Annotated in this window: 28 protein-coding genes; 22 read left to right on the forward strand and 6 right to left on the reverse strand. The window is 43.1% G+C overall.

Annotation, left to right across the window (positions count from 1 at the left end; all coding sequences use genetic code 11):
* Positions 1–182: 182 nt before the first annotated feature.
* From ABIE26_RS04130 to ABIE26_RS04140, 3 genes are all read right to left on the reverse strand, one after another.
* A complete protein-coding gene (locus ABIE26_RS04130; RefSeq protein ID WP_310139711.1) occupies positions 183–989 on the reverse strand; it encodes a helix-turn-helix domain-containing protein in 807 nt (268 codons plus the stop codon).
* Positions 990–1,961: an aldo/keto reductase gene (locus ABIE26_RS04135; protein ID WP_310139708.1), complete on the reverse strand. Its 972-nt coding sequence runs from the start codon at positions 1,959–1,961 to the stop codon at positions 990–992.
* Between the two features lie 249 nt (positions 1,962–2,210).
* Positions 2,211–2,942, reverse strand: coding sequence for a hypothetical protein (locus ABIE26_RS04140; RefSeq protein WP_310139706.1), 732 nt, complete (start codon positions 2,940–2,942; stop codon positions 2,211–2,213).
* 188 nt (positions 2,943–3,130) lie between these two features.
* Between ABIE26_RS04140 and ABIE26_RS04145 the strand changes: the two genes are divergently transcribed.
* Positions 3,131–3,331, forward strand: a complete 201-nt coding sequence (locus tag ABIE26_RS04145) for an HTH domain-containing protein (protein WP_310139703.1) — start codon at positions 3,131–3,133, stop codon at positions 3,329–3,331.
* 25 nt (positions 3,332–3,356) lie between these two features.
* Here ABIE26_RS04145 and ABIE26_RS04150 read toward each other — a convergent pair whose 3' ends face one another.
* Positions 3,357–3,743 (reverse strand): hypothetical protein, encoded by a 387-nt coding sequence (locus ABIE26_RS04150; RefSeq protein ID WP_310139700.1) that lies wholly within the window; start codon positions 3,741–3,743, stop codon positions 3,357–3,359.
* Between the two features lie 354 nt (positions 3,744–4,097).
* Here ABIE26_RS04150 and ABIE26_RS04155 point away from each other — a divergent pair, with 354 nt between their 5' ends.
* On the forward strand, positions 4,098–4,550 hold the full coding sequence (locus ABIE26_RS04155; protein ID WP_310139697.1) for a hypothetical protein: 453 nt from the start codon (positions 4,098–4,100) through the stop codon (positions 4,548–4,550).
* Positions 4,551–4,555: 5 nt separating this feature from the next.
* Here the strand turns inward: ABIE26_RS04155 and ABIE26_RS04160 are convergent, their stop codons facing one another.
* On the reverse strand, positions 4,556–5,035 hold the full coding sequence (locus tag ABIE26_RS04160) for a hypothetical protein (protein WP_310139694.1): 480 nt from the start codon (positions 5,033–5,035) through the stop codon (positions 4,556–4,558).
* A gap of 4 nt (positions 5,036–5,039) precedes the next feature.
* Positions 5,040–5,627, reverse strand: a complete 588-nt coding sequence (locus tag ABIE26_RS04165) for a hypothetical protein (RefSeq protein ID WP_310139692.1) — start codon at positions 5,625–5,627, stop codon at positions 5,040–5,042.
* Positions 5,628–6,008: 381 nt separating this feature from the next.
* On the opposite strand from ABIE26_RS04165, the gene ABIE26_RS04170 reads away from it, so the two are divergent.
* From ABIE26_RS04170 to ABIE26_RS04265, 20 genes are all read left to right on the forward strand, one after another.
* Positions 6,009–6,242: a helix-turn-helix domain-containing protein gene (locus ABIE26_RS04170; protein ID WP_310139689.1), complete on the forward strand. Its 234-nt coding sequence runs from the start codon at positions 6,009–6,011 to the stop codon at positions 6,240–6,242.
* A gap of 287 nt (positions 6,243–6,529) precedes the next feature.
* A complete protein-coding gene (locus ABIE26_RS04175; protein WP_310139686.1) occupies positions 6,530–6,688 on the forward strand; it encodes a hypothetical protein in 159 nt (52 codons plus the stop codon).
* 166 nt (positions 6,689–6,854) lie between these two features.
* Positions 6,855–6,992 (forward strand): hypothetical protein, encoded by a 138-nt coding sequence (locus ABIE26_RS04180; protein ID WP_310139683.1) that lies wholly within the window; start codon positions 6,855–6,857, stop codon positions 6,990–6,992.
* A gap of 269 nt (positions 6,993–7,261) precedes the next feature.
* On the forward strand, positions 7,262–8,545 hold the full coding sequence (locus ABIE26_RS04185) for an aminotransferase class I/II-fold pyridoxal phosphate-dependent enzyme (RefSeq protein ID WP_310139681.1): 1,284 nt from the start codon (positions 7,262–7,264) through the stop codon (positions 8,543–8,545).
* Positions 8,546–8,561: 16 nt separating this feature from the next.
* A complete protein-coding gene (locus tag ABIE26_RS04190; RefSeq protein ID WP_310139680.1) occupies positions 8,562–10,061 on the forward strand; it encodes a TetR/AcrR family transcriptional regulator in 1,500 nt (499 codons plus the stop codon).
* Between the two features lie 49 nt (positions 10,062–10,110).
* The gene (locus ABIE26_RS04195) at positions 10,111–10,464 is read left to right on the forward strand and encodes a hypothetical protein (RefSeq protein ID WP_310139678.1); all 354 of its coding nucleotides are present in this window, start codon (positions 10,111–10,113) and stop codon (positions 10,462–10,464) included.
* Complete coding sequence (locus ABIE26_RS04200) at positions 10,448–10,927, forward strand: MauE/DoxX family redox-associated membrane protein (RefSeq protein WP_354375080.1); 480 nt, start codon at positions 10,448–10,450, stop codon at positions 10,925–10,927. Before ABIE26_RS04195 ends, ABIE26_RS04200 begins: the two co-directional genes overlap by 17 nt.
* Before the next feature lie 198 nt (positions 10,928–11,125).
* Entirely contained in the window at positions 11,126–11,392 is a 267-nt protein-coding gene (locus ABIE26_RS04205) for a hypothetical protein (RefSeq protein ID WP_310139674.1), read from the forward strand.
* A 53-nt stretch (positions 11,393–11,445) separates the two neighbouring features.
* Positions 11,446–12,282: a hypothetical protein gene (locus tag ABIE26_RS04210; protein ID WP_310139671.1), complete on the forward strand. Its 837-nt coding sequence runs from the start codon at positions 11,446–11,448 to the stop codon at positions 12,280–12,282.
* Positions 12,283–12,358: 76 nt separating this feature from the next.
* A complete protein-coding gene (locus ABIE26_RS04215; protein ID WP_310139670.1) occupies positions 12,359–12,718 on the forward strand; it encodes a hypothetical protein in 360 nt (119 codons plus the stop codon).
* A gap of 116 nt (positions 12,719–12,834) precedes the next feature.
* The gene (locus ABIE26_RS04220; RefSeq protein ID WP_310139667.1) at positions 12,835–13,479 is read left to right on the forward strand and encodes a DUF6266 family protein; all 645 of its coding nucleotides are present in this window, start codon (positions 12,835–12,837) and stop codon (positions 13,477–13,479) included.
* Positions 13,480–13,639: 160 nt separating this feature from the next.
* Complete coding sequence (locus tag ABIE26_RS04225) at positions 13,640–14,020, forward strand: hypothetical protein (protein ID WP_310139665.1); 381 nt, start codon at positions 13,640–13,642, stop codon at positions 14,018–14,020.
* Entirely contained in the window at positions 13,939–14,523 is a 585-nt protein-coding gene (locus tag ABIE26_RS04230; RefSeq protein WP_310139664.1) for a peptidoglycan-binding protein, read from the forward strand. The genes ABIE26_RS04225 and ABIE26_RS04230 overlap by 82 nt, the downstream gene beginning before the upstream one ends.
* A complete protein-coding gene (locus ABIE26_RS04235; protein WP_310139662.1) occupies positions 14,510–15,148 on the forward strand; it encodes a DUF6266 family protein in 639 nt (212 codons plus the stop codon). The genes ABIE26_RS04230 and ABIE26_RS04235 overlap by 14 nt, the downstream gene beginning before the upstream one ends.
* Positions 15,149–15,281: 133 nt before the next feature.
* Entirely contained in the window at positions 15,282–15,503 is a 222-nt protein-coding gene (locus ABIE26_RS04240) for a hypothetical protein (protein ID WP_310139660.1), read from the forward strand.
* A gap of 46 nt (positions 15,504–15,549) precedes the next feature.
* Positions 15,550–15,987: a hypothetical protein gene (locus ABIE26_RS04245; protein WP_310139658.1), complete on the forward strand. Its 438-nt coding sequence runs from the start codon at positions 15,550–15,552 to the stop codon at positions 15,985–15,987.
* Positions 15,988–16,030: 43 nt separating this feature from the next.
* Positions 16,031–16,933, forward strand: coding sequence for an SDR family oxidoreductase (locus ABIE26_RS04250; protein WP_310139654.1), 903 nt, complete (start codon positions 16,031–16,033; stop codon positions 16,931–16,933).
* 85 nt (positions 16,934–17,018) lie between these two features.
* Positions 17,019–17,591, forward strand: coding sequence for an RNA polymerase sigma factor (locus ABIE26_RS04255; protein ID WP_310139652.1), 573 nt, complete (start codon positions 17,019–17,021; stop codon positions 17,589–17,591).
* Between the two features lie 122 nt (positions 17,592–17,713).
* A complete protein-coding gene (locus tag ABIE26_RS04260) occupies positions 17,714–18,880 on the forward strand; it encodes a FecR family protein (RefSeq protein WP_310139651.1) in 1,167 nt (388 codons plus the stop codon).
* A gap of 207 nt (positions 18,881–19,087) precedes the next feature.
* Positions 19,088–22,585: a TonB-dependent receptor gene (locus tag ABIE26_RS04265; protein ID WP_310139650.1), complete on the forward strand. Its 3,498-nt coding sequence runs from the start codon at positions 19,088–19,090 to the stop codon at positions 22,583–22,585.
* Positions 22,586–22,594 lie beyond the last annotated feature (9 nt).

Below are 22,594 nucleotides of genomic sequence, written 5' to 3' on the forward strand. Positions count from 1 at the left end.
AGTATAACATAAGTACTTCATGGTATTCGCAAATTAATATGACTAGGCCAATATAGGAAGAATTATGATTGATATCTGGCTACTGGGCTATGAGGAGGTATTGAGGGAAAACAAATATCTGGCTGCGAACTATTCTCAATTGGCTGATCAGGTATGGATGATAGGCTGCTCCGGTCGCATTATCAAATGAGCGAGGGTGCTTTACCGAATTTTTGTTTGAACGAACGTGAAAAATGGGGCAGACTCTCGAAGCCGAGATCTAAATAAATGGCTGATGGCTTTTGATGTTTCTGCTCGATCAAATGCTTTGCTGCATTAAGACGTTTATCTAACAGCCATTGACGCGGCGGCATGCCAAAGGTTTTTGTAAAGTCGCGTTTAAAGCCTGCCAGGCTGCGTCCGGTGAGCCGTGCAAATCTTTCAATAGGGACATTAAAATGAAAATTGGCCATCATAAACCGTTCCAGATCGATCTTATGAGGTTCTGCAAAATCAAATAAGTACGACCTCAATTGCGGCAGACTATGTAATAATAGTTTAACACCTTCTTTGACTTTGAGCATACCCATATCTTCTGTAAGCGGCCCTGCTATGGCACGTGCATAAGGAATAATGGATTGAAAATAACCAACAAGAAATGGATCGGGTGGAATAGGCACATTAGATGGGCCAACATATTTAGGACTGGCACCGATTTGTTCTTCTAGTGCTATTTTACGCAACAGATCTTCCTGAAGGCAAATGACGATGCTCTCGTAACTTTGGCCTGGAAGAGGTGTTTTAGTCAGTGTACCCAGCTGATTTTTACCGACCAGCATCATTTCGCCTGCTTTAACCTCCATGCGCTGTCCGGCCGTTTCTAAATGAAGTTGCCCGGAAACCATCAATACCAATGTATGATGGTTCCAGAAGCATACTTTATCTTTCCGTTCAGCGGAGAGATAGGAATAGAAGATCACACCTGGAAGTATTTCAGCTGGATTGGTCATTTATCTCTGTAAATAAGTGCTGCCTAAGATGGCGCCCGGTGCAAAAGTAGTGTTTAATAATTCTATTTCAGACGCCGTAAATTCAATACTCATGGCAGCGATATTTTCCGGCAACCTTGAACGGCGGCTCATGCTTACCAATGGCATCATTTGGCCGCCTTGCTCATTTACCCAGGCGATAGCGATTTGTGTAGATGTAGCTTGTTTATCTTTCGCTAAGGCCTTTAATACTTCCACCTTTTCCAGGTTTTTGACGAGGTTATCGCCCTGAAAGCGTGAGAAGTGCAGGTGATAGGCATCAGCTGGAAGCGGCGCTTTCATATCGCCTGTTAACAAGCCTTCGGCTGTGTTGGCGAAGGCGACTACTGCGATACCCAATTCTTTAGCGGCCGGTAACAATTCGCTTTCTATCTGCCGGTCTGCCAGTGAATAACCAATTTCTAATGCGCTTATCGGATGAATCTTATTTGCTTCACGCAGTTGAGCAGCCGTAATCTCAGAAACACCAATGTGGCGCACTTTACCTTCTTTGATTAGGTCGGCTATGGTACCTATAATATCTTCTACTGGTACGCTGTTGTCCATCCGGCAGGGCTGGTACAGATCTATGGTTTCAATGCCTAAACGGGTAAGCGAATAATTGATGAAATTTTTAATAGCCACAGGACGGAGGTCCAGGCCCAGCCATTGTCCATTATGAAAGAAAGCACCAAATTTAACGCTGATGAAAGCATCGTCCCTGCGGCCTTTAATGGCTTTGCCAATTAACAGTTCATTGTGCCCTGCACCATAAAAATCGCCGGTGTTTAAGAAATTGATGCCACTGTTAAGCGCAGTCTGTATGGTAGCTATACTCTCGGATTCCTCTGGCGTTGGACCTCCCCATACAGAAGACATGCGCATACAGCCCAAACCAAGTTTGGACACGAGGGGGCCGTTTTGGCCCAGTTGTATTTTTTTGATCGTTGTCATGATACAAAGATCAGCGTTCGATCCATATTTAGCTTACCTATACGGCTCAAATTAATTATCCCAGTGGCTCATGATGTATTAAAGATTTAAAGAACACCACTATTTAGTATTATTGGTAAACTTGGTTATACAGCTCCTAAAGTACTCAGCGTTAGCATTTATTAGAGTCTGATTCGTTTATTGTTTAACAATTTTAACTTTGTATTGGCCAGTTTAATCGTTATCGAAAGCTTAATCAATAATAGGAGATCATTTAAATAATTCGGTAACCACCGCTTCCAGCTTTTTCTGTAACGTACTTATTTCGGTGGTTTTCACTTTTCTGTTGATTCTCATGTCATTTCTAAGCTTCAGGTAATAATCCAATTCTCCTCTTGTGGTTTCAGGTTTGATCTGATGGAAATTTGATGCTATCCAATAATCGCCTTTGCACTTATCATTATATAATTCTAAAAAGATAAAATCGTCTTTTTTATCTCCATTGATGTCCTTAACCACAAACGCGGGAATAGCCAGGTCACAACCCTTTACCGTGGATACAGACTTAAATTTTGAGATCGCCTGGTTTGTTTTTGGACTGATAAAAAAATAGGTTAACGAAGCTGTTTCTTTATCACCGGTCTCCAAAGTGCAGATGGCCAATACCACCTGTTCATTATCGACTTTTGTAATGGAGGCTCTTTTTAAGATGACCGGAAATACCTCCCCGGTATTATCGTTTTTTATTGTTGGAGGTATCACCTGCTTTGTATAAGCAAAAGTGGCCTTTCTCCAGTCCGGTAGTACCTTCGGGGTATGTGTTTTATTTGTCTGTGCATGAGCCCCGGTGAATAGGAACAGCGCTATAAAAAATAATAGCTTGCTGAGTTTCACAGTGATGTTTCCTGCAGTGCGTATACGTGGTTTACAAAAATCCTTTGCTTTTCGGATAATGAATGCATTGATGCTGACATTAAGAGAAGGTATTGAGTGGCATTCCATTGTATATCGTTTTTAGCTAAGGTATTCATTTTTCTTGAATGGTGTTTTTGTACTGGCATTAAACGCATACAGCAAGGGTTTAAAATGTATGGGCTCAAACCACCCTTTTTTGAGGAGTTTCAGGCTGGGTTTAGGGTAACTGTTTATTCTGAGCCAGAAGCGGCTGTTGATTTAAGTTGGGTGAAAAGTTGGGTGAAAAGTTAACCAAAACGCAAGTGTCAATTATTGCTGAAATGCGGAGAAACAATAAGGTTAGCCTGAAAGAAATGGCCAAGAGTTTACGTATTTCAGATACTGCTATCGAAAACAACATCAAGTATCTTCGTGAAAAGGGCTTGATAATAAGAATTGGACCAGCAAAAGGCGGATATTGGGAAGTTAAAACTTAAGTCTATTCCCCAAGAATGAATAGTGTTATTCATTGACGATCTCTGAAGGCTTCCTTTTAATAACCAACAAATCGAAAAAGCCCAGTAAAATAATCCAGGCTGCAAAAAACACCGTTACTGGAATGCTGATTACATTCGCTATAAATGGCAAAGCAAGAATAACAATACCCAATAAAACCGAGATGGTACCATTAATATACTTCAAATATTTCGGGTAGTTTCCCGATAGTGAATTGATAGCATCTATGGCCAGCAAAATTGCATACACAACACCTATAAAATTTGCTAATTTCTCTGGCCCGGTTAAATTACTGATGCCTAAAGTATTTATAGCGCTGATAAACCCAGCAATTGCAAATATTGCTTTGGTTGCGATCCACAAATAGTAGGTTGATTGATAAAATTGCCGCATATTTTGTTTCCCTTGTGAGTTTAAAAAAATCAGTTCTTATTGTTGATATTAAATCTCTTCAATTGTTGCGCACGGGCTTCCTGGAAGTATAAAACGGTAGCAAGGGTTGCTATAAAGATTAGATAGTACTTATAGAGCATTATTAGATTTTATTTATTTTAAGACAATAATAAGGTTTCAACTTTACTTACGCAACGTTGGGATGGATTGGAATAATTCCGATATAAAAGGTTAGTTCAAAATTTCTTTAAGATTTTTTTGCTAAAAATATTAGTATTTTATCTTTGATTGACTTAGCTTTGTTAATCCTAAGTTTTTATATGATGAAAGGAGTTGAGCAAAAAGTGGTTTACTATGATTGAATTGGTTTATTTTGATCGGAATGCAGTGAGTGAGGCTTACCAGGTGATCCAGTTTCGGGCTGGAGAATCCTGGCGCATTGCCCGTGACGGGGAGTTGCTGGGTAGTGTGGAAAAGCTGAATGGCGTATGGCGAGTGCGTGAAGGATCTGAGCTGGCTGAGGAATTGATCGGAAATATCGGCAGGCTCATTGATGCACAGCATTTCAACAAGTTGCCTAACGATATTAAAATACACTGGCCAGGTCAGGTTCAGGAAGTGATTCCTTCAGGCGATGAGGAATATCTTGTTATCACTAAACCTGAGATTGATTTTGAAAGGTTTGTGAAAATATTTACCGCCTATATTCCGCACCTGCTGAAGGACGAATGGCCGGTTTTGTTTAAATTGTATGATGCAGGTATGAACCAGGATTGGGAAGTAAGCGCCAGGGCGATAAGGAAATGATGATCTTATTCATTGTAATCTACCCAGGTTAAGCCCTGATTGAATTTAGGTACCATCGCCCAAACCTCGTTAGGGGTTTTGCCCGCAGTCATGATAAATTTCCAGCTTTTGCCCTGATCACCACTGATGGCTAAAAAGTTCCAGTGTGACGACGAATTTTTACCTTTAAGATTCCACTCTATAATGCAATGGAGTTCCTTGCCTGCCTTATATACTTTTGATACTTTGCCAAGTGATTGCTTTCTGCGTTCAAGTCTAATCATTGCAGATTCCCGGTCATCATTCTTCAATGCTTTTATCCACTGTGCTTTACCTCCACGGTATTTGATTTCAGTTGGGTAGAAATAAGTTGTATACGCTTCATAGTCCTTTTGGTCACGAGCTTTAAGCATAGCCGAGGTCACTTTTCTTATATTCTCGGCATGCTGACCAAAGCTGCTGGCAAAGTAAAGTAGAAACAATAATAATAGCGGAATTCTTTTCATAGCATTAATTTTTCTGGCAAAGTAGTAATTTCTTAGCCAATAGTTTTCTTGTTCTTGGTGTACCATATTTCTCAATAGCATGCCCTAGGGAATGCTTATTTAAGCTCATCGCTTTTTCTAAGGCCTTTTCAAGTATTTTTGGTTGGTCTTCCGCCAGGTAATCCAGGTTATTGATTAGGTCAACTACCAGAAACTCCTTGGTAGGCTTCGGTGGAAAGGCCGATTTTTTTTTGAAAGTGAACAACTTGTTGCCTAGTCTAATATCTCCACTACGCAGATGGTTGTAAACGATCTGCTTATTATACAACTGTGTAGTTCCAACTCCCAATGCGTTATAGGAATTGAAGGAAGTAATCAGGAAATTGTCGTTGTCCAAAAATTTCTTGATCAGCAACTGATCCGCAGGTGGTTCAAAACCGAAAGCATTCTTCTTCGGAAAATGATATAGACCAGGTCCAACCTTTTTCAAAACACCATTGCTGGTAAGCTGAGAAAGATGTCTATCGATAGAACTTGACCACTTTTGCAGTTCATCCCTCTTATAGATATTTCCTTTCTTTAAATGACTTTTTAACTCATTTAATTTTGACATAATATTTTCCTTTCAACAACAAAGTTCAGAATTAATGGTGATATTTTGCATGATTTTTGACTAAAATTCATGTGAAAATTATCTTTTAAAAAATTAGTAGATAGCAACTTATCTGCCGCGGCGATAAATTACTTTGGTCTCAAGGGAAAGCCATCTCTAGTCCCCTACACAAAAAGCTAGTCAACATCGGCTCACCATCGAGATCGATAATGAAGAAGTGGCCTGGATTAAAATCTGGGCCGCTTTTTTATTTTCATCTGTAATTTTAGTTGATGGATTCATCGTTTTCTGCTATTGCCTTATTACACAAGTAAACCGCACTGACCTGCAATTTACCGGATAGCTATTGTGGTTACTTTCGCAATTAGCTAACCGGTATATATGAACCAAAATATAAAATTCATGAAGCTTACACCTGGTGAAAAGTTTGCCTTGCTGCGCAAATTAAATGGTAAGAGTTTGGAAGAGGTGGCTGCTTATATGAAATTGACGCTTGATGCTTACCTGAGGCTAGAGGACGATTTTGTTTACCCTAGCGACCAGCAGATTGAAAAGCTGGGCAGGTTTTATGGGGTAAGTTATGAGGAGGTGATGGCGGTTGGAGAAGAAAATTGACGTCTCTCGAGGTGATTAAATAAGTGTTAAAGTTAGACGAGGGGAGCGGTGTGGTCCTCTCGTTTTTTCTATTACACTGAGTTCTTTGATTTAATGGTTTAATACAATATTTTGGAAAAGCGAACAGCATTTTTACGTAATTAAATGCTTAAATTAATTATTAGTTTATTTAAGTTGTTTTGGTTAAATTTGTAGCGTTAAATAAAACGGTCGTCATCCTGAAATAAATTCAGGATGACGTGGTGTGTTAGCAGTATGACGGGAGGATAAATAGTAATTTTGTATATATGAGAACCAAAGAGAAGAATTTAAAAAATTCTGTTGGTATTTCCGACAGCGAGTTTATTGGAATAGTTGAAAGACTAAAAGACCGTGAGCTTTTTCCAAAGAAAAACGAAGAGGCGAAGAAAACATTGAGCAGGATTAAATCCTGGCCAGTTAAATAGCTTGTCACAAGTTGTGATAAGCTACCTGAAATAAAGTATTAAACCATTTTATCGGTAATGAATAATGAAAGCGGAGGCGCAGGCCTGCGCTTTTTTTATGCTGTGTTTTTTGTCAGAATTTTTATGACAAAAGAGGCAGATTTTGTGATTTAACTATATAATTTTTATGATGGATAAAAATATTTTACTGGCCCATTTCTGGGTAAATTCCAATCATCTGGTAACAACTGATGGTATAGAGTTGGATTTGATGCTGACTTTACTGCGCAGCGGACAGGCCATTTATAAGATTTTTGACAGTTAGGAAATGATGTAAATTTTTTTTCGCACAAAATGCATTAAAACAGACGCTCAAAATCCCGCTAGGGGAGGAACAATTTGAAGCTGAAAAAATGCCCTTTGCAGGGGCAAAAAGCCAAGCCAGAAATTGAACTGAAATTGCTACGCTCTTTTTTTGCCCTGGCGGCCAATTGAATTGGAACAAAACACCCCCTGGAACCCCGGTTTTTGCACACCTGAGGCAACAAAAGCGATTTACCTTCGCCATCGATCAACCGAAAACAATAAAAAACTATGACGACAACTGATCTGATAAAAATGACGGACGTGGAACTGCGAAATGCAAGTTTTAAAGACTTTGTGGATATGCCTGGTATGGATGCTTTTGAGTGGGCGGCTTATTTTGATGCTTATATAAAGAATTGGCTGGCGCGCGATCATTGGCACTACCGGCAGGAAAATACCAGCGGCTGTTTGCCCGAAGTGGAACTGAACCTGCCGGGCAACCCTAACAAAAGTTTTGTGGCACTGGTGCATAACGATTACCTGGGCTTTACCCAGCATCCCTTGGTAAAAGCTGCTGCGATAGCTGCCATAGAACAATATGGCGTGGGTACTGCAGCCAGCCCTGCCATAGGCGGGCAAATGAGTTACCACCGCCAGCTGGAAGAAAAGATAGCTGCCTTTTTTAAGCGCGATAGCGCCCTGCTGTTTACCACTGGTTATACCGCCAACACCGCCACCATGCAGGCGCTGTTGAAAAAGCAAGACCTGGCCATTTTGGATATGAGTGTACACGCCAGTATGTACGAAGGGGTACAGCATACCAATGTAAAAACCTTTGTGCACAATAACATGGAAAGGCTGGAACGGCTGCTGCGCGAAAACCAGGGCAAATACAGGAGCATGTGGGTAATAATAGATGGGGTGTACAGCCAGCCCGGTGATTTGGCACCGCTGGGCGAGATTGTAAAACTATGCAAACATTACGGGGCATATTTGGTAATGGACGATGCACACGGGGTAGGCGTAATTGGTGATACCGGAAGAGGTGTGATTGAGCTGCACGAGGCCTGGAAAGATGTAGATGTAATAACCGGCACCTTTAGCAAAACCTTAGGCCATTTGGGTGGCTATGTGGTGGCCGATGAGCAATTGGTAAATTACCTGAAATTCCAGGCAGGCCAGCACATCTTTTCGGTAGCGGCTACCCCGGCATCGGCCTGCATTCTTAAAAGTATAGACCTGATAGATGATGAACCCTGGTGGCGTACCAGGCTTTGGGAAAACATCAACTACCTGAAAAAGGGCCTGCACGATTTAGGCCTGGATACCGGCACCAGTGCCAGCGCCATAGTACCGGTGATGACGGGCAACCCGGGCCTGAATGCCGAGGTATGTAAATGGCTGCTGGAAGCCGGGGTGTATGCCAACCAGATTGGCTACCCAGCGGTCCCAAAAAACAAGGCCCGCATAAGAATGAGTGTAATGGCCACCCACAGCATAGACCACATGGACACGGTACTGAATGCCTGGGAATGGGTAAAAACGAAAATGAACATCAAAAATTTTGAATAGAGAATTTGCTTTAAAAATGGGAAAGAAAAGAGATCCTGAAAGTAAAAAGGAAGAAATATTTAAGGCTGTAGCTTCGGTTTTAAGGAAGAAAGGTTATGCCGGTTTAGACATTAGCACCATTGCTGCAGAGGCCGGCACATCACGCAAGGTGATTTACTATTACTTTAAAACCCTGCACAATTTGCTGAAGCAGTTTATAACCCGCGAAGATTACTGGACTTTGTTTTTTGAAACTTATCAGCTGGGCGAGCTGCCTGCCGAAAAGGAAGTAAGGGATACCTTTATTACCATGATGCAGAGCAACCTGAAATATTTTACCGATGAGGGGGATATGCAGGAGATCATTTTATGGCAAATGAGCAAGCTAGACCCTTTAACCCGCCGCATATCGGAAAGCAGGGAAGAACAGGGAGCCCCGCTGCTGGCACTTACCGACCCTTACTTTACCAACTCTAACTACAACTTTAGGGCGCTGATATCCATTATTCTAGCCTCTACTTATTACCTGGTATTGCACAGCAATAAGAACAAAAGTACGGTTGCCGGTATAGACCTGAACCTGGCCGAGGACTGGTGGACCATACACAAAACGTACGGGCAAATAATTGAATTGATGTGGCAGGCCGCGGCCCGTGAAGAGCGTGAAGAGCGTGAAGAGACTGAAACTGAACACGAACCAAATATGAATTACGCTTTTGAGAAATTACGTAACCTTGCAGCCGAGGTGGTGCTTTTAGGCCCGGCTGATGACACAGGCAACACAGTGCATACCGCGCTTAAGGCAGAATGCCACAACCTGGAAATGGTGATGATGCGGCACCTGCTGAAACTGAAAAGCAAAACAAGGATTAAAACTTATTTGTACATCAACTTGCATACGCTGGTTTCGGTATGCGACAGCCTATACGACCCCTTACGCAAACACAACCCCAATGCACAGGCCGTACTGGATTTGCTGGACACCGTACGCCAGCAGCTAAACGGCTACATACCGGGCAACCTGATTATCCCCCGGATGTTCCGCGACAGGGAGAACCGCGTATTTCAGGAACAAATGGGGGTATTGCGTACTAAGATATTGGCATTGAAGCTGGATGAGGTACTGATGAAACTGCTGCTTGCACCTTACCAGCGCTTTGGTGACCCCAAACTGCGTATGGAATGGGGAGACTTTAAGTACCTGCGCAAGTTTAACAAGCGCCTGTTGGATTGTGTGGAAGAGGATTACGTTACTGCCGACGGGATTTTGGAGACTTTGCTAGGATTAGGTTTTAACGATACGGCTTTTATACATTATTATTTTCAGCTGATGCGCAGTAAGGCTGCCGAGGCTGACGGGGTTGCCGGGCGGCAGGAACTGCTGATTAAATACCGATCGGCCATTAAGCAGGTGGTGCAGCTAACCAAGATGCGGTTCGACAATTATAAGCGGCCGGTGATTGAGGAATTGACGAAGTGGCTGGATGCGGAGTTGGAGGTGTTGAGCAAGAAGAAAGGAAGTAGGGTGCTGGTGTGAAAAAATAACAGGCACCTCCCTTGAATAGAAGTGTTATTAAATAATAGGTATGACAGAGCTTAACTATTTCGAAGCTATAATAAAGGTGCTGGAGCAGGGCAGTTATTACTGGGAGCCAGATATGGTGGCTATCCTGCACCGGACAAAGACCGAGATGATGGAGGATGGGTTGAATTATTTGATTGAAGCGGGTTGTGACTTGTACTGGGAAATAAAATACGGCGAGAAACGCTGTTGTGCGCTGGTGGTACGGGCGATGAAAGTAGAAGAAAGAATGCAGGGGTTACCGCTGAACATGGAAGAGATGCACGAACAGGACATTATACGTGCATTGATTGGGATTTTAAATGAGTTGTGTGATTGGTTTAGGGATTTAAAACATACTGATGAATATGAGTTTTGAGCGATTAAAGAGGTTAAGTAAACAAGGTTGGTGTAGTGCTATGGTGGAGGCTATTTGCTGGTTATATTTTTTATTGTTTGCTTATGCGGCTTTTGATAAGCTGATGGGGTACGACAAGTTCGTGGTTACTATGGGGCAAAGCGGGATGTTAACGCCTTATGCTTCGGTGCTGGCTTGGTTGGTGCCACTTGTGGAGGTTGTGCTTGCTTTGATGCTGGTGTTGAACTGGTTTAGGTTGTTTGGCTTGTATGCTGCTTTTGGTTTGATGACGATGTTTACCACCTACATATTTATGGTGCTGTATGTAATGGAAAAAGAATTATGTGGGTGTGGGGCTGCAATTGAGGCATTGGGATGGGGTTGGCATATGGTGTTGAACGCGGGGTTTGTGGTGTTGGGGGTAATAGCAATCGTGTTGGTTTATAAGGGGCAAAACAGCCATTCACCTCCCAGGCTGGAATAAATTGTTTTCCCCAGAGGGAAAAACAAATGAGTCCTATGCCTGTTCGGCGAAGGCAATTTTGCCCCTTACCAACACTAGCGAACAATAACACGCCATTCGGGCGTATAACGATATTCTAACGTGCACAAATGAATCCGGAGGAAGCTGAAAAGCCGGTAAACAATAGAGTAGGCATTAAACTATAATATTTTAAAATTTATGAAAAAAGCAATTTTTGCTGTTATGGCCCTGGTAGCCGTAGCAGGTGGAGCCGCTGCGTTCCAGAATTCAACTGTTGAAGCTAAAAAAACAGCAACACAGTACACCTATTACCTTGAAAATGACTGTGAAACTCCGGTGATTTGTGATACGCAGGTCCAAGGCACTGCCTGTAGTATTGAATACGACGGAATCAGCGTTTACGACGCACCAAACTGCTTAAGCGGCCACGAAGTAGGAATTGTGCTGGGTAACAAACCACAGTAATCAATCTATCAGGGGGCGCTTTTGGGGTGCGCCCCTGATTTTAACTCTCAAATATGAAACTGACTTATAAGATACTACTCGTTTTTATCATCAGCGTTGCTGCTGTAGTTACACTTTATTTAGTACAACCCAGGCCAAAAAAGAATGGCTTTAAACGCGGGCACAGGTATGCTGTGCAGAAACTGGATTCACTGGAACTGAAATTTGGAGGCTGGTACATCACCTGGCAAGGTAAGAACCGCATTTATTTGAGCAATAGCAAGGCCGTGCTGGCGCTGTTCAGTTGTAACTACAATTTGCAGGATACTGTTTATGGCAAGCTGAGCTTTGCAGATGCGCGCAGGCTGAGGCTCGCTGCCTTGAAAGCCCGGATTGTAAAACAGCTAAACCCGGGAGAGGATCCTTTTAAAAGTGATGGCTTTGTGAATTTGGATGAAGCCACAGGCCGGATGGTTTATACCTATTATTACCGAAATGCCTTTGTGTACCTGGATACGGGATTGAACTTGTTGTATAAAGGAAAGCTGATTGACACCAACAGCCTTGCTAAAATAGAACTCGGCGCGTATAAAGCTGGCAGTAAAACCATACGTACCATGGCCAAACCTGCACTAGTGGTCAACAAAAAAGGGTATGTGGATGGAAACTATTTTTACAACCATGCTGCCCTGGCTGCAGATAACGAAAGCCTGGAAGATTTTAACAGGCACGAAGTATTTGATGTGTACAAGCTGGATAGTGGTAAGTATAAGTACAGCTTTTATGTACCCAGGTATAAAGGCAGGATGCTGACAGACTTTGCCGTGCAGGACAATATGCTGATTGCTTTGTATGAAAGGTATTTGGTTACTTACGCTTTAGCAGGAAAGGAGGTTAGGCAGGCAAACTAATTTGCTTTTAACTGCGGTTAAAAGAGAAGGCCCGCAAAGGAGCAGGGCCTTTACCCAGACTTACGGTTATACTTAAATGCGTAAGGAGGAATTGACGCTGAATATTTACAGGATAAATGACAGGCGGGGATGTTTGGTTGTAATAGTAAAAGGTAAGCAGCCTTTGAAGATTTTGAATGTACTGGAGCCCTTGCATTTTGTGGGCTGGATAAAGCAACTGAGTATGGCTATTGGTACAGGTGCAAAGCAGGATTGTAAATATGATTTGAAGGTTGCAGGCGGTAGGGATTATGAGTTGAAATGCAGATTTTCGGACGAGGTTGTTTGGCTTGAACTCTGCTTTAAACACCTGCTTAGGCTGCAATGGAAGGGCAGCGCACATCAATTTGCAGCTGCAGTTGATTGGATGATTGCAAAACTGCCGAGGTTTTTTTAGGTTGCCACGTCCTGCGTCCTCGCAATGACGGCCGAGCAAAAACACAAGCTGCTATCGTTGCTAACCACAGCTATAAAAAGGTTGCAAACGCCAATAAACCCATAAAATTTATAGATATGGGCAAGTATAAAAAAGGTATCCTTGGAAATTTCAGGGGTAAAGTTGGCTCGGTTGTAGGATCGAGCTGGCAGGGGGTGCATTATTTAAAAAGTATCCCTGACTTTGGGGACTACACCCCAACAGCAGCACAGTTAAATGTAAGGTTTAAGCTGGCCATGGTCACTACATTTTTAAAGCGGCTTAAACCGCTGATTAATGTAGGTTACCAGCAATTCAACAAGGGCATAACGCCAATGAATGTTGCAACTTCTTATCATTTGAAGAATGCAGTTACCGGAACAAGTTCTGCTAACTATGCCATTGATTACACAAAAGTAATGTTTAGCGATGGAGAGTTGTCAGCGGGTGCAAATCCTGGTGTTGCCGTTACAACAGCGGCTAAGCTGGATTTTAGCTGGGACAATGATGCACTGCCTACGACTACTGGTGGTACAGACCGGGCAACGGTATTGGCCTACAATGTAGATAAAGGTAAGTTTACCATGCTGCCTTCTGCTGCTGCAAGATCTGCAGAGGCATATGTGTTGCAGCTGCCGCCAGACTGGGGCACCGATCAGGTGCATGCCTGGATTTCTTTTGTAAGTGTTGATGGGAAAGAGGTTTCCAATAGCAGTTATATAGGGGAGTTTACGGTGTTGTAGTGAGAAATTCAGCATGAACTCTTCTGCGGCTGCATAATCGCGCTGAAAAATCGCGAAGACGCCAGGCCGCTTCAGAGCATGCAAAATTTCTGCTTATACAACACCAGGGCTGTGCATATATACAGCACAGCCCTATTTACTTAATAAATAAGCTATATGTATGAAAACAATAGGTATTAAACATTGGGGTATCAACCTTATAGGCTTTATTAATGAAGCCAAGAAAGAACATCGGCTGTTTGTATTGCTGATGCTGGTATGGAGCGGGATAACCAGTTTTTTGGATAACCCTGAAATGACTGCAGGGATAAACCAGAGTGTGCCACTAATGGTGGTGCTAAGCCTGATTACATTTTTGTTGTTGTTGGAATTGAGCTGGTGGTTGTTTATGAGGTTCTGGTTGCGGATGGGTTTGCCGGGTATGGACAGGATGGTTTTACACTTTGAAGATTTACAGGTATGGCAAAAGCTGACATTTTTATGGGCATCGTTTTGTTTGGTGCTGTTGGTGGGGTTGGGGTGTATAGTAGCAGTGGTGTAAGCCCCTCTCTCCCCGCGAGGGGGATCTCTCCTCGGGGAGGAGAGAGAGGCAGGGTGGTTAGCATTGCCAGAGCGGAGGTGGGTGTTAAAGAATTGACCGGTAAGAATGATGGGAAGAGGATAGCGGAGTATCTGGCGTATACCGGAATTAAAGTTCCGGCACCTTATTGTGCTGCTTATGTCTCTTTTGTTTTTGGGAAGGCGGGATATAGTCAGCCAAGAACGCCCTGGTCGCCTGCAATGTTTCCGGCATCGAGGATTGTAAAAGAGCCGAAACCTGGGAATTTGTTTGGTATTTATTTTTCGGAACTAAATCGCATCGCTCATGTTGGGCTGGTAGCGGAAGTAAGGGGAGAATGGCTGGTTTCTTATGAGGCGAATAGTAACAATAACGGCAGCAGAAATGGTGATGGTGTTTACCAGCGGCTTCGGCATAAACGGACGGTTAGCAAGTATGCTGACTGGATAATTTCAAATAAAAACAAGCATTATGGCAAGATATAAAAATGGAATAAACGGGCCGGTATCCGGTAAAATTGGTAATGTGGTAGGTGCTACCTGCCGGGGTGTGGCTTATCTGCGTAGTATGTCGGAAGGTACTGCTGCCCCAACCCAAAAACAGATTAACCAGCGCCTGAAATTTGCGCTGGTAATGGGATGGTTGAAACCACTACTGAACATCATTAACATAGGCTATCAGATTTTAACGGGTTATAAGACGTCAATGAACAGGGCAGTGTCTTATCACCTGAAAGAAGCGGTAACAGGGAATGCGCCGGATTATGGTATTGACTTTAAGAAAGCAATATTTAGCAGGGGGGAGTTGCTGACATCATGGATATTGGAGGTGCTGTGCCTGGTAAATGCAGTGCTGAAGATTAAATGGGACAATTTACCAGCATCAGCATTTAACAACGATAAAGACAAGGCTAATTTTATTATTTATAACCCTGCAAAGGAAGCTTTTGTGACTTTTGAAGGTGTTGCTTTGAGGAGTGATAAAGAAGCGGTGTTAGAATTGCCGGAAGATTTTATGGGGGATGTAGTGCAAGCCTGGATGCATTATGTGAATGCGGAAGGTAATGCGGTAAGTACCAGTGTTTACGTAGGCGAGCTGGTAGTGGCCTGAAACAAAAATGCCTGCCAGGTGCAGGCATTTTTAGTGGAATTGTTTCTGCTCCTGAACGTTCGTTCATAGAATGAATATTAAAACATTTTTGGAAATTATGTTGTTTTACAGATGCTTATAAAAACCAATCTTTATGAAAACTTTAGAAAATTCATTAACCGCCGAAACAGACGAATTAAACCCGGCTTTATTAGCGGGCGGGTATGCTGGTCCGGAAGATGAGGATGAGGACGATGATGATGACGATTTCCCTTCCAGGGAAGATGTTGAATATGAAGACGATGACCCGGATTTGGTTAAGGAGGTTGAGGATCCTGACTTTGATAACGACGACGAAGAGGAAGAGTTTTATTAAAGCGGCATAGGTTTTGGTATCCCTAATTGCATTTACCTGCATTTATATGGAACCAAACTTAAACCTTCGCTTGAATTTATTGGACAATTACAGTCTGAGCACAAAATTTCCCCTGAGTATATGGAGCCGTTTACTCTGGCTTGTTGCCGGGGATGAACTTATTTTCATTCATTCCGGATCAGAATTTGAGACACAGCAGTTTAGCGGCGCTGGCTGGGCTTTGGAATTTAACCAGCTTTTTGTGGTAGGTTTTGTAGAACGCTATCCAGATGTGTACAACAATGCACTGATGACCACAAGGATAAGGAATGTGAGCATATCTTTAAGCGCCAAATTAAGAACTGACATGAATGACCTGGCCATTTTGCTAAGGCATGCCCAGGAAAAGGAACAATCGGAACTCTATTTGCAAGCTTATGCCGATCTGATTTTACTGAATGCCAATCAGGCCTACGCGAAGCAGAAGGGAAGGCTTGATTTATAAAACTTTTTAGCGCTTTACCTGTTCTTTTTTAAAGGATAAAGCCATGGAAAGACAGAAAAAGCAGAAACCGCCTCAAAAACCCGATACTAAATATCCTGTTCCGCCTTTTCCTAAACAAAAGCAGACGCCGCCCGGAAAAGAGCAAAAAATGAAACCTTTAGCCGATCATGGTGAAGAAAGCTATAAAGGTTCCGGAAAACTTACAGGTAAAAAGGCCATCATTACTGGTGGAGATTCCGGTATTGGAAAGGCCGTTGCCATTGCTTTTGCGCGCGAAGGGGCAGACGTGCTGATTAGCTACCTAAGCGATGAAGAAACAAAGGATGCGCAGGATTCGGCCAGATATGTAGAAGAAGCTGGTCAAAAGGCAATTTTGGTAAAAGGCGATATCAGAAAAGAAAGCCATTGCAAAAAAATCATAGCAAAAGCTGTAAAGGAGTTTGGGCAAATAGATATTCTGGTAAATAATGCCGCCTTTCAGATGGCCCGGAAAGATTTGGCCGACATCCCGGGCGAAGAATGGGTAAAAACATTTGAAACCAATATCCATTCCATGTTCTATTTGAGCAAAGCTGCCGAGCCTTACATGAAAAAAGGAAGCAATATTATTAATACCACCTCGGTAAATGCCTACAACCCAAGTGCCGTGCTATTGCCTTATGCAGCTACCAAAGGTGCCATTCAAAATTTTACGGCCAACTTAAGCCAGATCTTATTAACTGCAGGCAAAGGTATAAGGGTTAATGCGGTTGCACCTGGTCCAATCTGGACACCACTTATCCCCTCAACCATGCCAGATCCGGAAAAATTTGGTATGGATACGCCTATGGGCAGGCCAGGGCAACCTGTAGAAGTAGCTCCGGCCTATGTTTTCCTGGCATCTGATGAAGCCAGCTATATTTCAGGAGCAACCATTCCGGTTGCAGGCGGAAGGATTACGATTTAAATACGCATATGTATGCCTTTCGGCATAGTTCTTTTACTGACTTTTGGTATCATTCGCTGTATTTCCGTAAATTGGCATAAAATTCATGAACAATTATAAGGGGTATTCTGATCGGGAACTAGCGGCTTTACTAAAGGAGGGCGACCGGTTGGCTTACACAGAAATATTTGAGCGGTATTCCAGATTGCTGATTGCACATGCCTACCGCATTCTTGGGGATCAGGGCGAAGTAAGTGACCTGGTTCAGGATGTAATGCTCAAACTATGGGAAAAACGTGTACTGCTTAACCTTAACCTACCTTTGAGTGGCTATCTCTTCACTGCAGTACGCAACAGAATTTTTAACGCCATGTCGCACCACAAAGTTGTAGGACGATATGCTGAGTCTATGATTGCTTATATGGAAGGCACGCATATTTATTCGGATGAGCAGTTTCGGGAAAAAGAGTTGATGGCTTTGCTCGAAAAAGAAATTGGGGCACTTCCTGATAAGATGCGTGAGGTTTTTATACTATTCAAGATGGAGGAACTGAGTTATAAGGAAATTGCCGATCGTTTGGGCATTTCCGATAAGACCGCCAAACAACAGGTATACAATGCGGTTAAAATCCTGAAGACGAAAATTGATAGCTATTTGACTTTGTTTCCTTTTATTTAAAATGCCCCATTCAATGCTCTAAGCCGGTATTTCAAATTAATATATTTTTTTTTAAATCCGGCTATGACTTTTGGCACCTTAGGCTGTATTGGTATTAAAGGGGCATTTATCCCGAAATGAACATGACCGAACAAGAACAAGCCGCAGAATTTATTCATAAGTACCAGCAAGGCGAGTTAACACCCGAACAGGAATTGCGTTTAAACGAATGGTACCTGCTGTATGTGGCGCAAAATAAAAATGAATTGACAGCCAGTCAAATAGAGCAGACTGTAAAAGAGCTGCGCAGAAAGTTACCACTGCAGAAGCCGGTTAAGGTGTACAGGTTGTGGTTGGGTATTGGCGGCATAGCTGCGGCAGCCATTGCCGCAATCACAACGGGCATTTGGTTATATCAGATTGGTTTTTCGGATTCTCGCCGCGAGTTGAGTCCGACCCACTTTTCAAACGATATCGCCCCGGGTACCAACAAAGCAACTTTAACACTTGCTGATGGTAAGGTGATTAATTTGAATGATGCGAAAACAGGCATTAAGATGGATACAGATTTAAGATATAATGACAATACCCCAGTCATTTCGAATGAAGAGCGCAAGCTTGTGGAAAACACAGACAAGAATGAAATGAAACTCTCTACCCCACGGGGAGGCACTTATCAGATTACTTTATCTGATGGGACAAAGGTATGGCTTAATGCTGCATCAAGTTTAACCTATACCAAAGCACTGAACAAAGGGGGGCAACGAAGGGTGAAACTGACAGGTGAAGCCTATTTTGAAGTGGCTAAAGTTTTCTCTCCCCAAAGGGGCGGGCGTGCGCCTTTTATTGTAGAAAGTAAAGGTCAGGAAGTTGAAGTGCTGGGTACACATTTCAACATCAACAGCTATGCTGATGAGGAGTATGTGAAAACAACTTTACTGGAAGGAAGTGTTAAGGTGTCACATCGATGGCCCGTGAAGGAGGGGCAAACTGAGGTGGTACTCAAACCAAATCAGCAAGCTGTTCTGGCAGATAACAGCAAAATACAGGTAAACAAAGTTGATGCGGAAGCCTCGATAGCATGGAAAAATGGCTACTTCCTGTTTAAGGGAGAACACATAGAACCCATTATGCGCCGACTGGCTTATTGGTACGACATAGAAGTAGTTTACGTGGGGCAAAAACCTAAAGGGCAGTTCAGGGGAGTGATTTCAAGAAACAACAACCTATCGGAGGTATTAAAAATGATGGAGTTAACGGGGGCTGTACATTTTGAAATAGAAGGGAGGAAAGTATACGTAAAAGAATAGCCTGTTTGAGAAAACAAGAACAATAAAATAAAGCCAGGTTGATTGAAAAAGACCAAATCCCGAGGGCAATCGGGATCTGATCAAAAATTCAGTTGCCTGTAAATTGCTTAGACACAATTTTAATCAAAAACTGAAAACCAAATGTACAAAATTTACACTAAACCAGGGTGTTGGCCACCAGGCTATGCCATACAATTTTTGAGAATTATGAAGATTCTGCTTCTACTGATGACGGTTTGTCTTATCCAGGTAAGTGCCGGGACTTACGCTCAGCGGATCACCCTGAAAGAAAAGAACGCCTCTCTGATCAGCATCATAGAAAAAATAAACCGCCAAAGCGGCATAGAGTTTATCACTACAGACGAACTGCTGGCCAGTGCCAGAACAGTAAGTATAGACGTAAAGGGCCTTGAACTGAACGAAGTGCTGAAAAAGGTTTTTGACGGACAGAAACTAACTTATACCATCGAAAACAACAAGACCGTAATCATTAAAGCAAAAGTGCCTTCCTTTCTGGACAGAGTGGTGGCTGCTCTTGCTTTTATTGACGTTTCAGGCCGTGTGGTGGACAAAGAGGGGAAGCCGCTGGCCGGGGCCTCTGTGCTGGTAAAAGGCAGGAAAGTAGCGGTGAGTGCAAACGCAAATGGTGAATTTACCCTGCGAAATATCGAAGAAACCGATGTGCTGCTCATCAGCTATATAGGCTATACACCCAAAGAGATAAAAGCGGCCGATTTGAAAGCAAACCCCAATATACTACTTGCCGAAGTTACCAACGAATTGAGCGAAACTGTGGTGGTAGGCTACGGAAGCCAGAAAAAAGCGGACATCAGCGGCGCCATTGCTACCATTGGCGAAAAAGACCTTGGCAAAAGAACATTGGGCAATGCCAGTTTTGACCGTGCGCTTGGCGGACTGGCAAAAGGTGTTTTTGTGACCGAAACCAATGGGGAACCGGGGTCGGCTGCTACCATCAACATCAGGGGCTTTACTTCTCCTTTTTCGGGTGGTAACAATGAACCCCTTTTTGTAATTGACGGTATTATACTCAATACCGATGCACAATACAATACCGGCGGCGAAACTGTATCTGCCATTCAAAACAACCCTTTACTGGCTATGGACCCTGCCAATATAGAGAACATCAGTATTTTGAAGGACGCTGCCGCTACTGCGATATATGGCTCGCGCGGGGCAAACGGCGTAATCATCGTTACTACGAAAAAAGGCCGTAAAGGTGAAAAGCCTATCGTAAGCCTATCCTATACCAATAGTTACGCCAGTCCTATTGCCAGGCTGAAACCTATGAATACCGCACAGTATAAAGACTTTACGGACCTTTTACTTCGAAATACGGTAGATGCAGTAAACAGCGGGCAGCTTCCTGTATCGCGGTTAACCAATTATGCTGGTACAGGACTTGCCAACCTTAGCCTCAATACCGCTACCCAGAAATATACCTACGGTGGATTGATCCCGGGCTTTTTCGGCAATGCCGATATTGACTGGTTTAAGCAGATGTACCGCAGCAATGCCAACACCCAGCAGGCCAACCTGAGCATCAGGGGCGGCAGTAACAACACTACTTACAGTGTGGGTGGGTCTTACTACGACCAGCAAGGACTCATGCTCAACAGCTCATTAAAACAGTACAGCTTTAACCTTAACCTGAACACTGCGCTAAGCAAGTACATCAGTACAGGTGCTTCTTTAAACCTCAATGCAAATACCAGTAAAGGAGGGAATAATCCCGATATTGGCATAAGGGGACAATTTTATCTTGTTTCCCGGCCCGATTTACCCATTTATGATGAAAAGGGCTTGTTTATGCGTCAACCAGTCCTTTTTCAGGGACAGGGCTATTCCAATGCCAACCCGGTAGCACAGTTACAGCACGAAAATACTGCTAAAGGTTATAACCTGGCAGGAAACGCATTTATTGCGGCCGAGCCGATAAAAGGACTCAAATTAAAAGCAGCTTTTAATACAGGGATGTTTTTAACCAGAACAGACCAGTTTTCTCCGCAGGTTACTTACAATATTGTTCCAAGTAGCCCGCTGGCCGAATCGACATTGAGTGTTTCTGATGCCTTGATGTCCAATTACATTACAGACATCAGTGCCGATTACAATTTGAAGTTAAGTGAGCTTCAGCAGTTAAATTTTACTGCAGGTTATATCTGGGACCGAACCATCGTAAAGCGGACATACAATTATTACCAGGGCTTTCCGGATGATAAGATCTTAAACAACGTAAACAATGCCCGTACTGCAGTGGCTTACGGTGGCGGATCTGTGGAAACCGGCTTAAATTCTATTTTTGGAAGGCTGAACTATAATTTTGGCGACAGGTACCTGGCTACAGTAAATTTCCGGTCGGATGCTTCTTCCAAATTTGGTCCTGGCAACAAACGGGGCTACTTTCCCTCCCTTTCTTTAGGCTGGAACATCAGCAACGAAAGCTTTTTTGATAAAAAAGGGGCTGTAGAGCGTTTAAAATTAAGATTAAGTGCAGGTAAAACCGGTTCTTCAAACATCAGTGATTTTGCCTATTTTCAGTTCTTTCAAAAAGGCTTCCGCGATCTGGGCCTGTACAACGGGCAACCTGCCGTAGAGTTTTCGGGCACCCTCTCCAACCCGGGAATCTCATGGGAAACCACTTATGATTACAATGCCGGATTGGATTTTGATTTCAAAGGAAGGCGCATTTATGGAAGTATTGATGTGTATTACAGGAACACGCCCAACAGCCTGGCGGCAACACCGTTCCCTGTAGAACTTGGACTCACATCCTACACATCAAACCTGTTAAACATGAGCAATAAAGGGATAGAAATAGAAGTGAATGCCGATATTTTACGCCAGCCAAAAGGCTTTAACTGGACTGCAGGGCTAAACTGGTCATTAAACAGGAACCGCATCAAATCTCTAAACGGCGGAAATCTAAGCAACGATCCTTTCATCAATTCCTTTTATGCAGATAACTACATTGAAGGGCAGCCTGCCGGCACCATAAAAGGTTACAGAACTGCAGGGATTTTTCAAAACCAGGCCGAAATTGATGCTTTAAATGCTGCAGCGGTTGCCAGGTATGGCGCAGGCAGTTATTACGACCAGAAAGCTACTTCGCCCGGCGATGTTAAAATGGTGGACGTGAATGGTGATGGAAAGATTACTGTGGCCGACAGGGTTGTTCTGGGCAGTATTCAGCCTGATTTTTTTGGCGGCATCAACAATACCTTTTCCTATAAAGGATTTGAGCTGACCGCCTTTTTGCAGTTTGTTAAAGGCTCGGAATCAATCTGGTCCAATGCATCTTCCGGCGCTATCCCTCTGGATAACAACCTCGCCATATTTGCAAACAACACCTGGACAACTGAAAATCCGGGGGCCAAATACCCCAGGGCAGTACTCGGTAACCCAGGCCAGAACTCGCGGGCCAGCGACCGTACGGTATTCGACAATTCTTACCTGCGGTTAAAAACCCTGTACCTAAGCTATGCTTTTGCGCAACAGGTAACCAACAGGTTAAAGATGTCCGGTTTATCTGTATATGTTTCGGCAACCAATCTGTTTACAATCACAAACTGGCGCGGTACCGATCCCGGATCTTTATCTGATGGAAGTATTATAGGCAGAACTCAAAATGCAGAGCCTTATCCCCTGGCTAAAACCATATCGCTGGGCTTGAATGTTCAATTTTAAACATAAGAA

Origin of the sequence: Pedobacter africanus (genome assembly GCF_040548825.1) — a bacterium.
Lineage (GTDB): Bacteria > Bacteroidota > Bacteroidia > Sphingobacteriales > Sphingobacteriaceae > Pedobacter > Pedobacter africanus_A.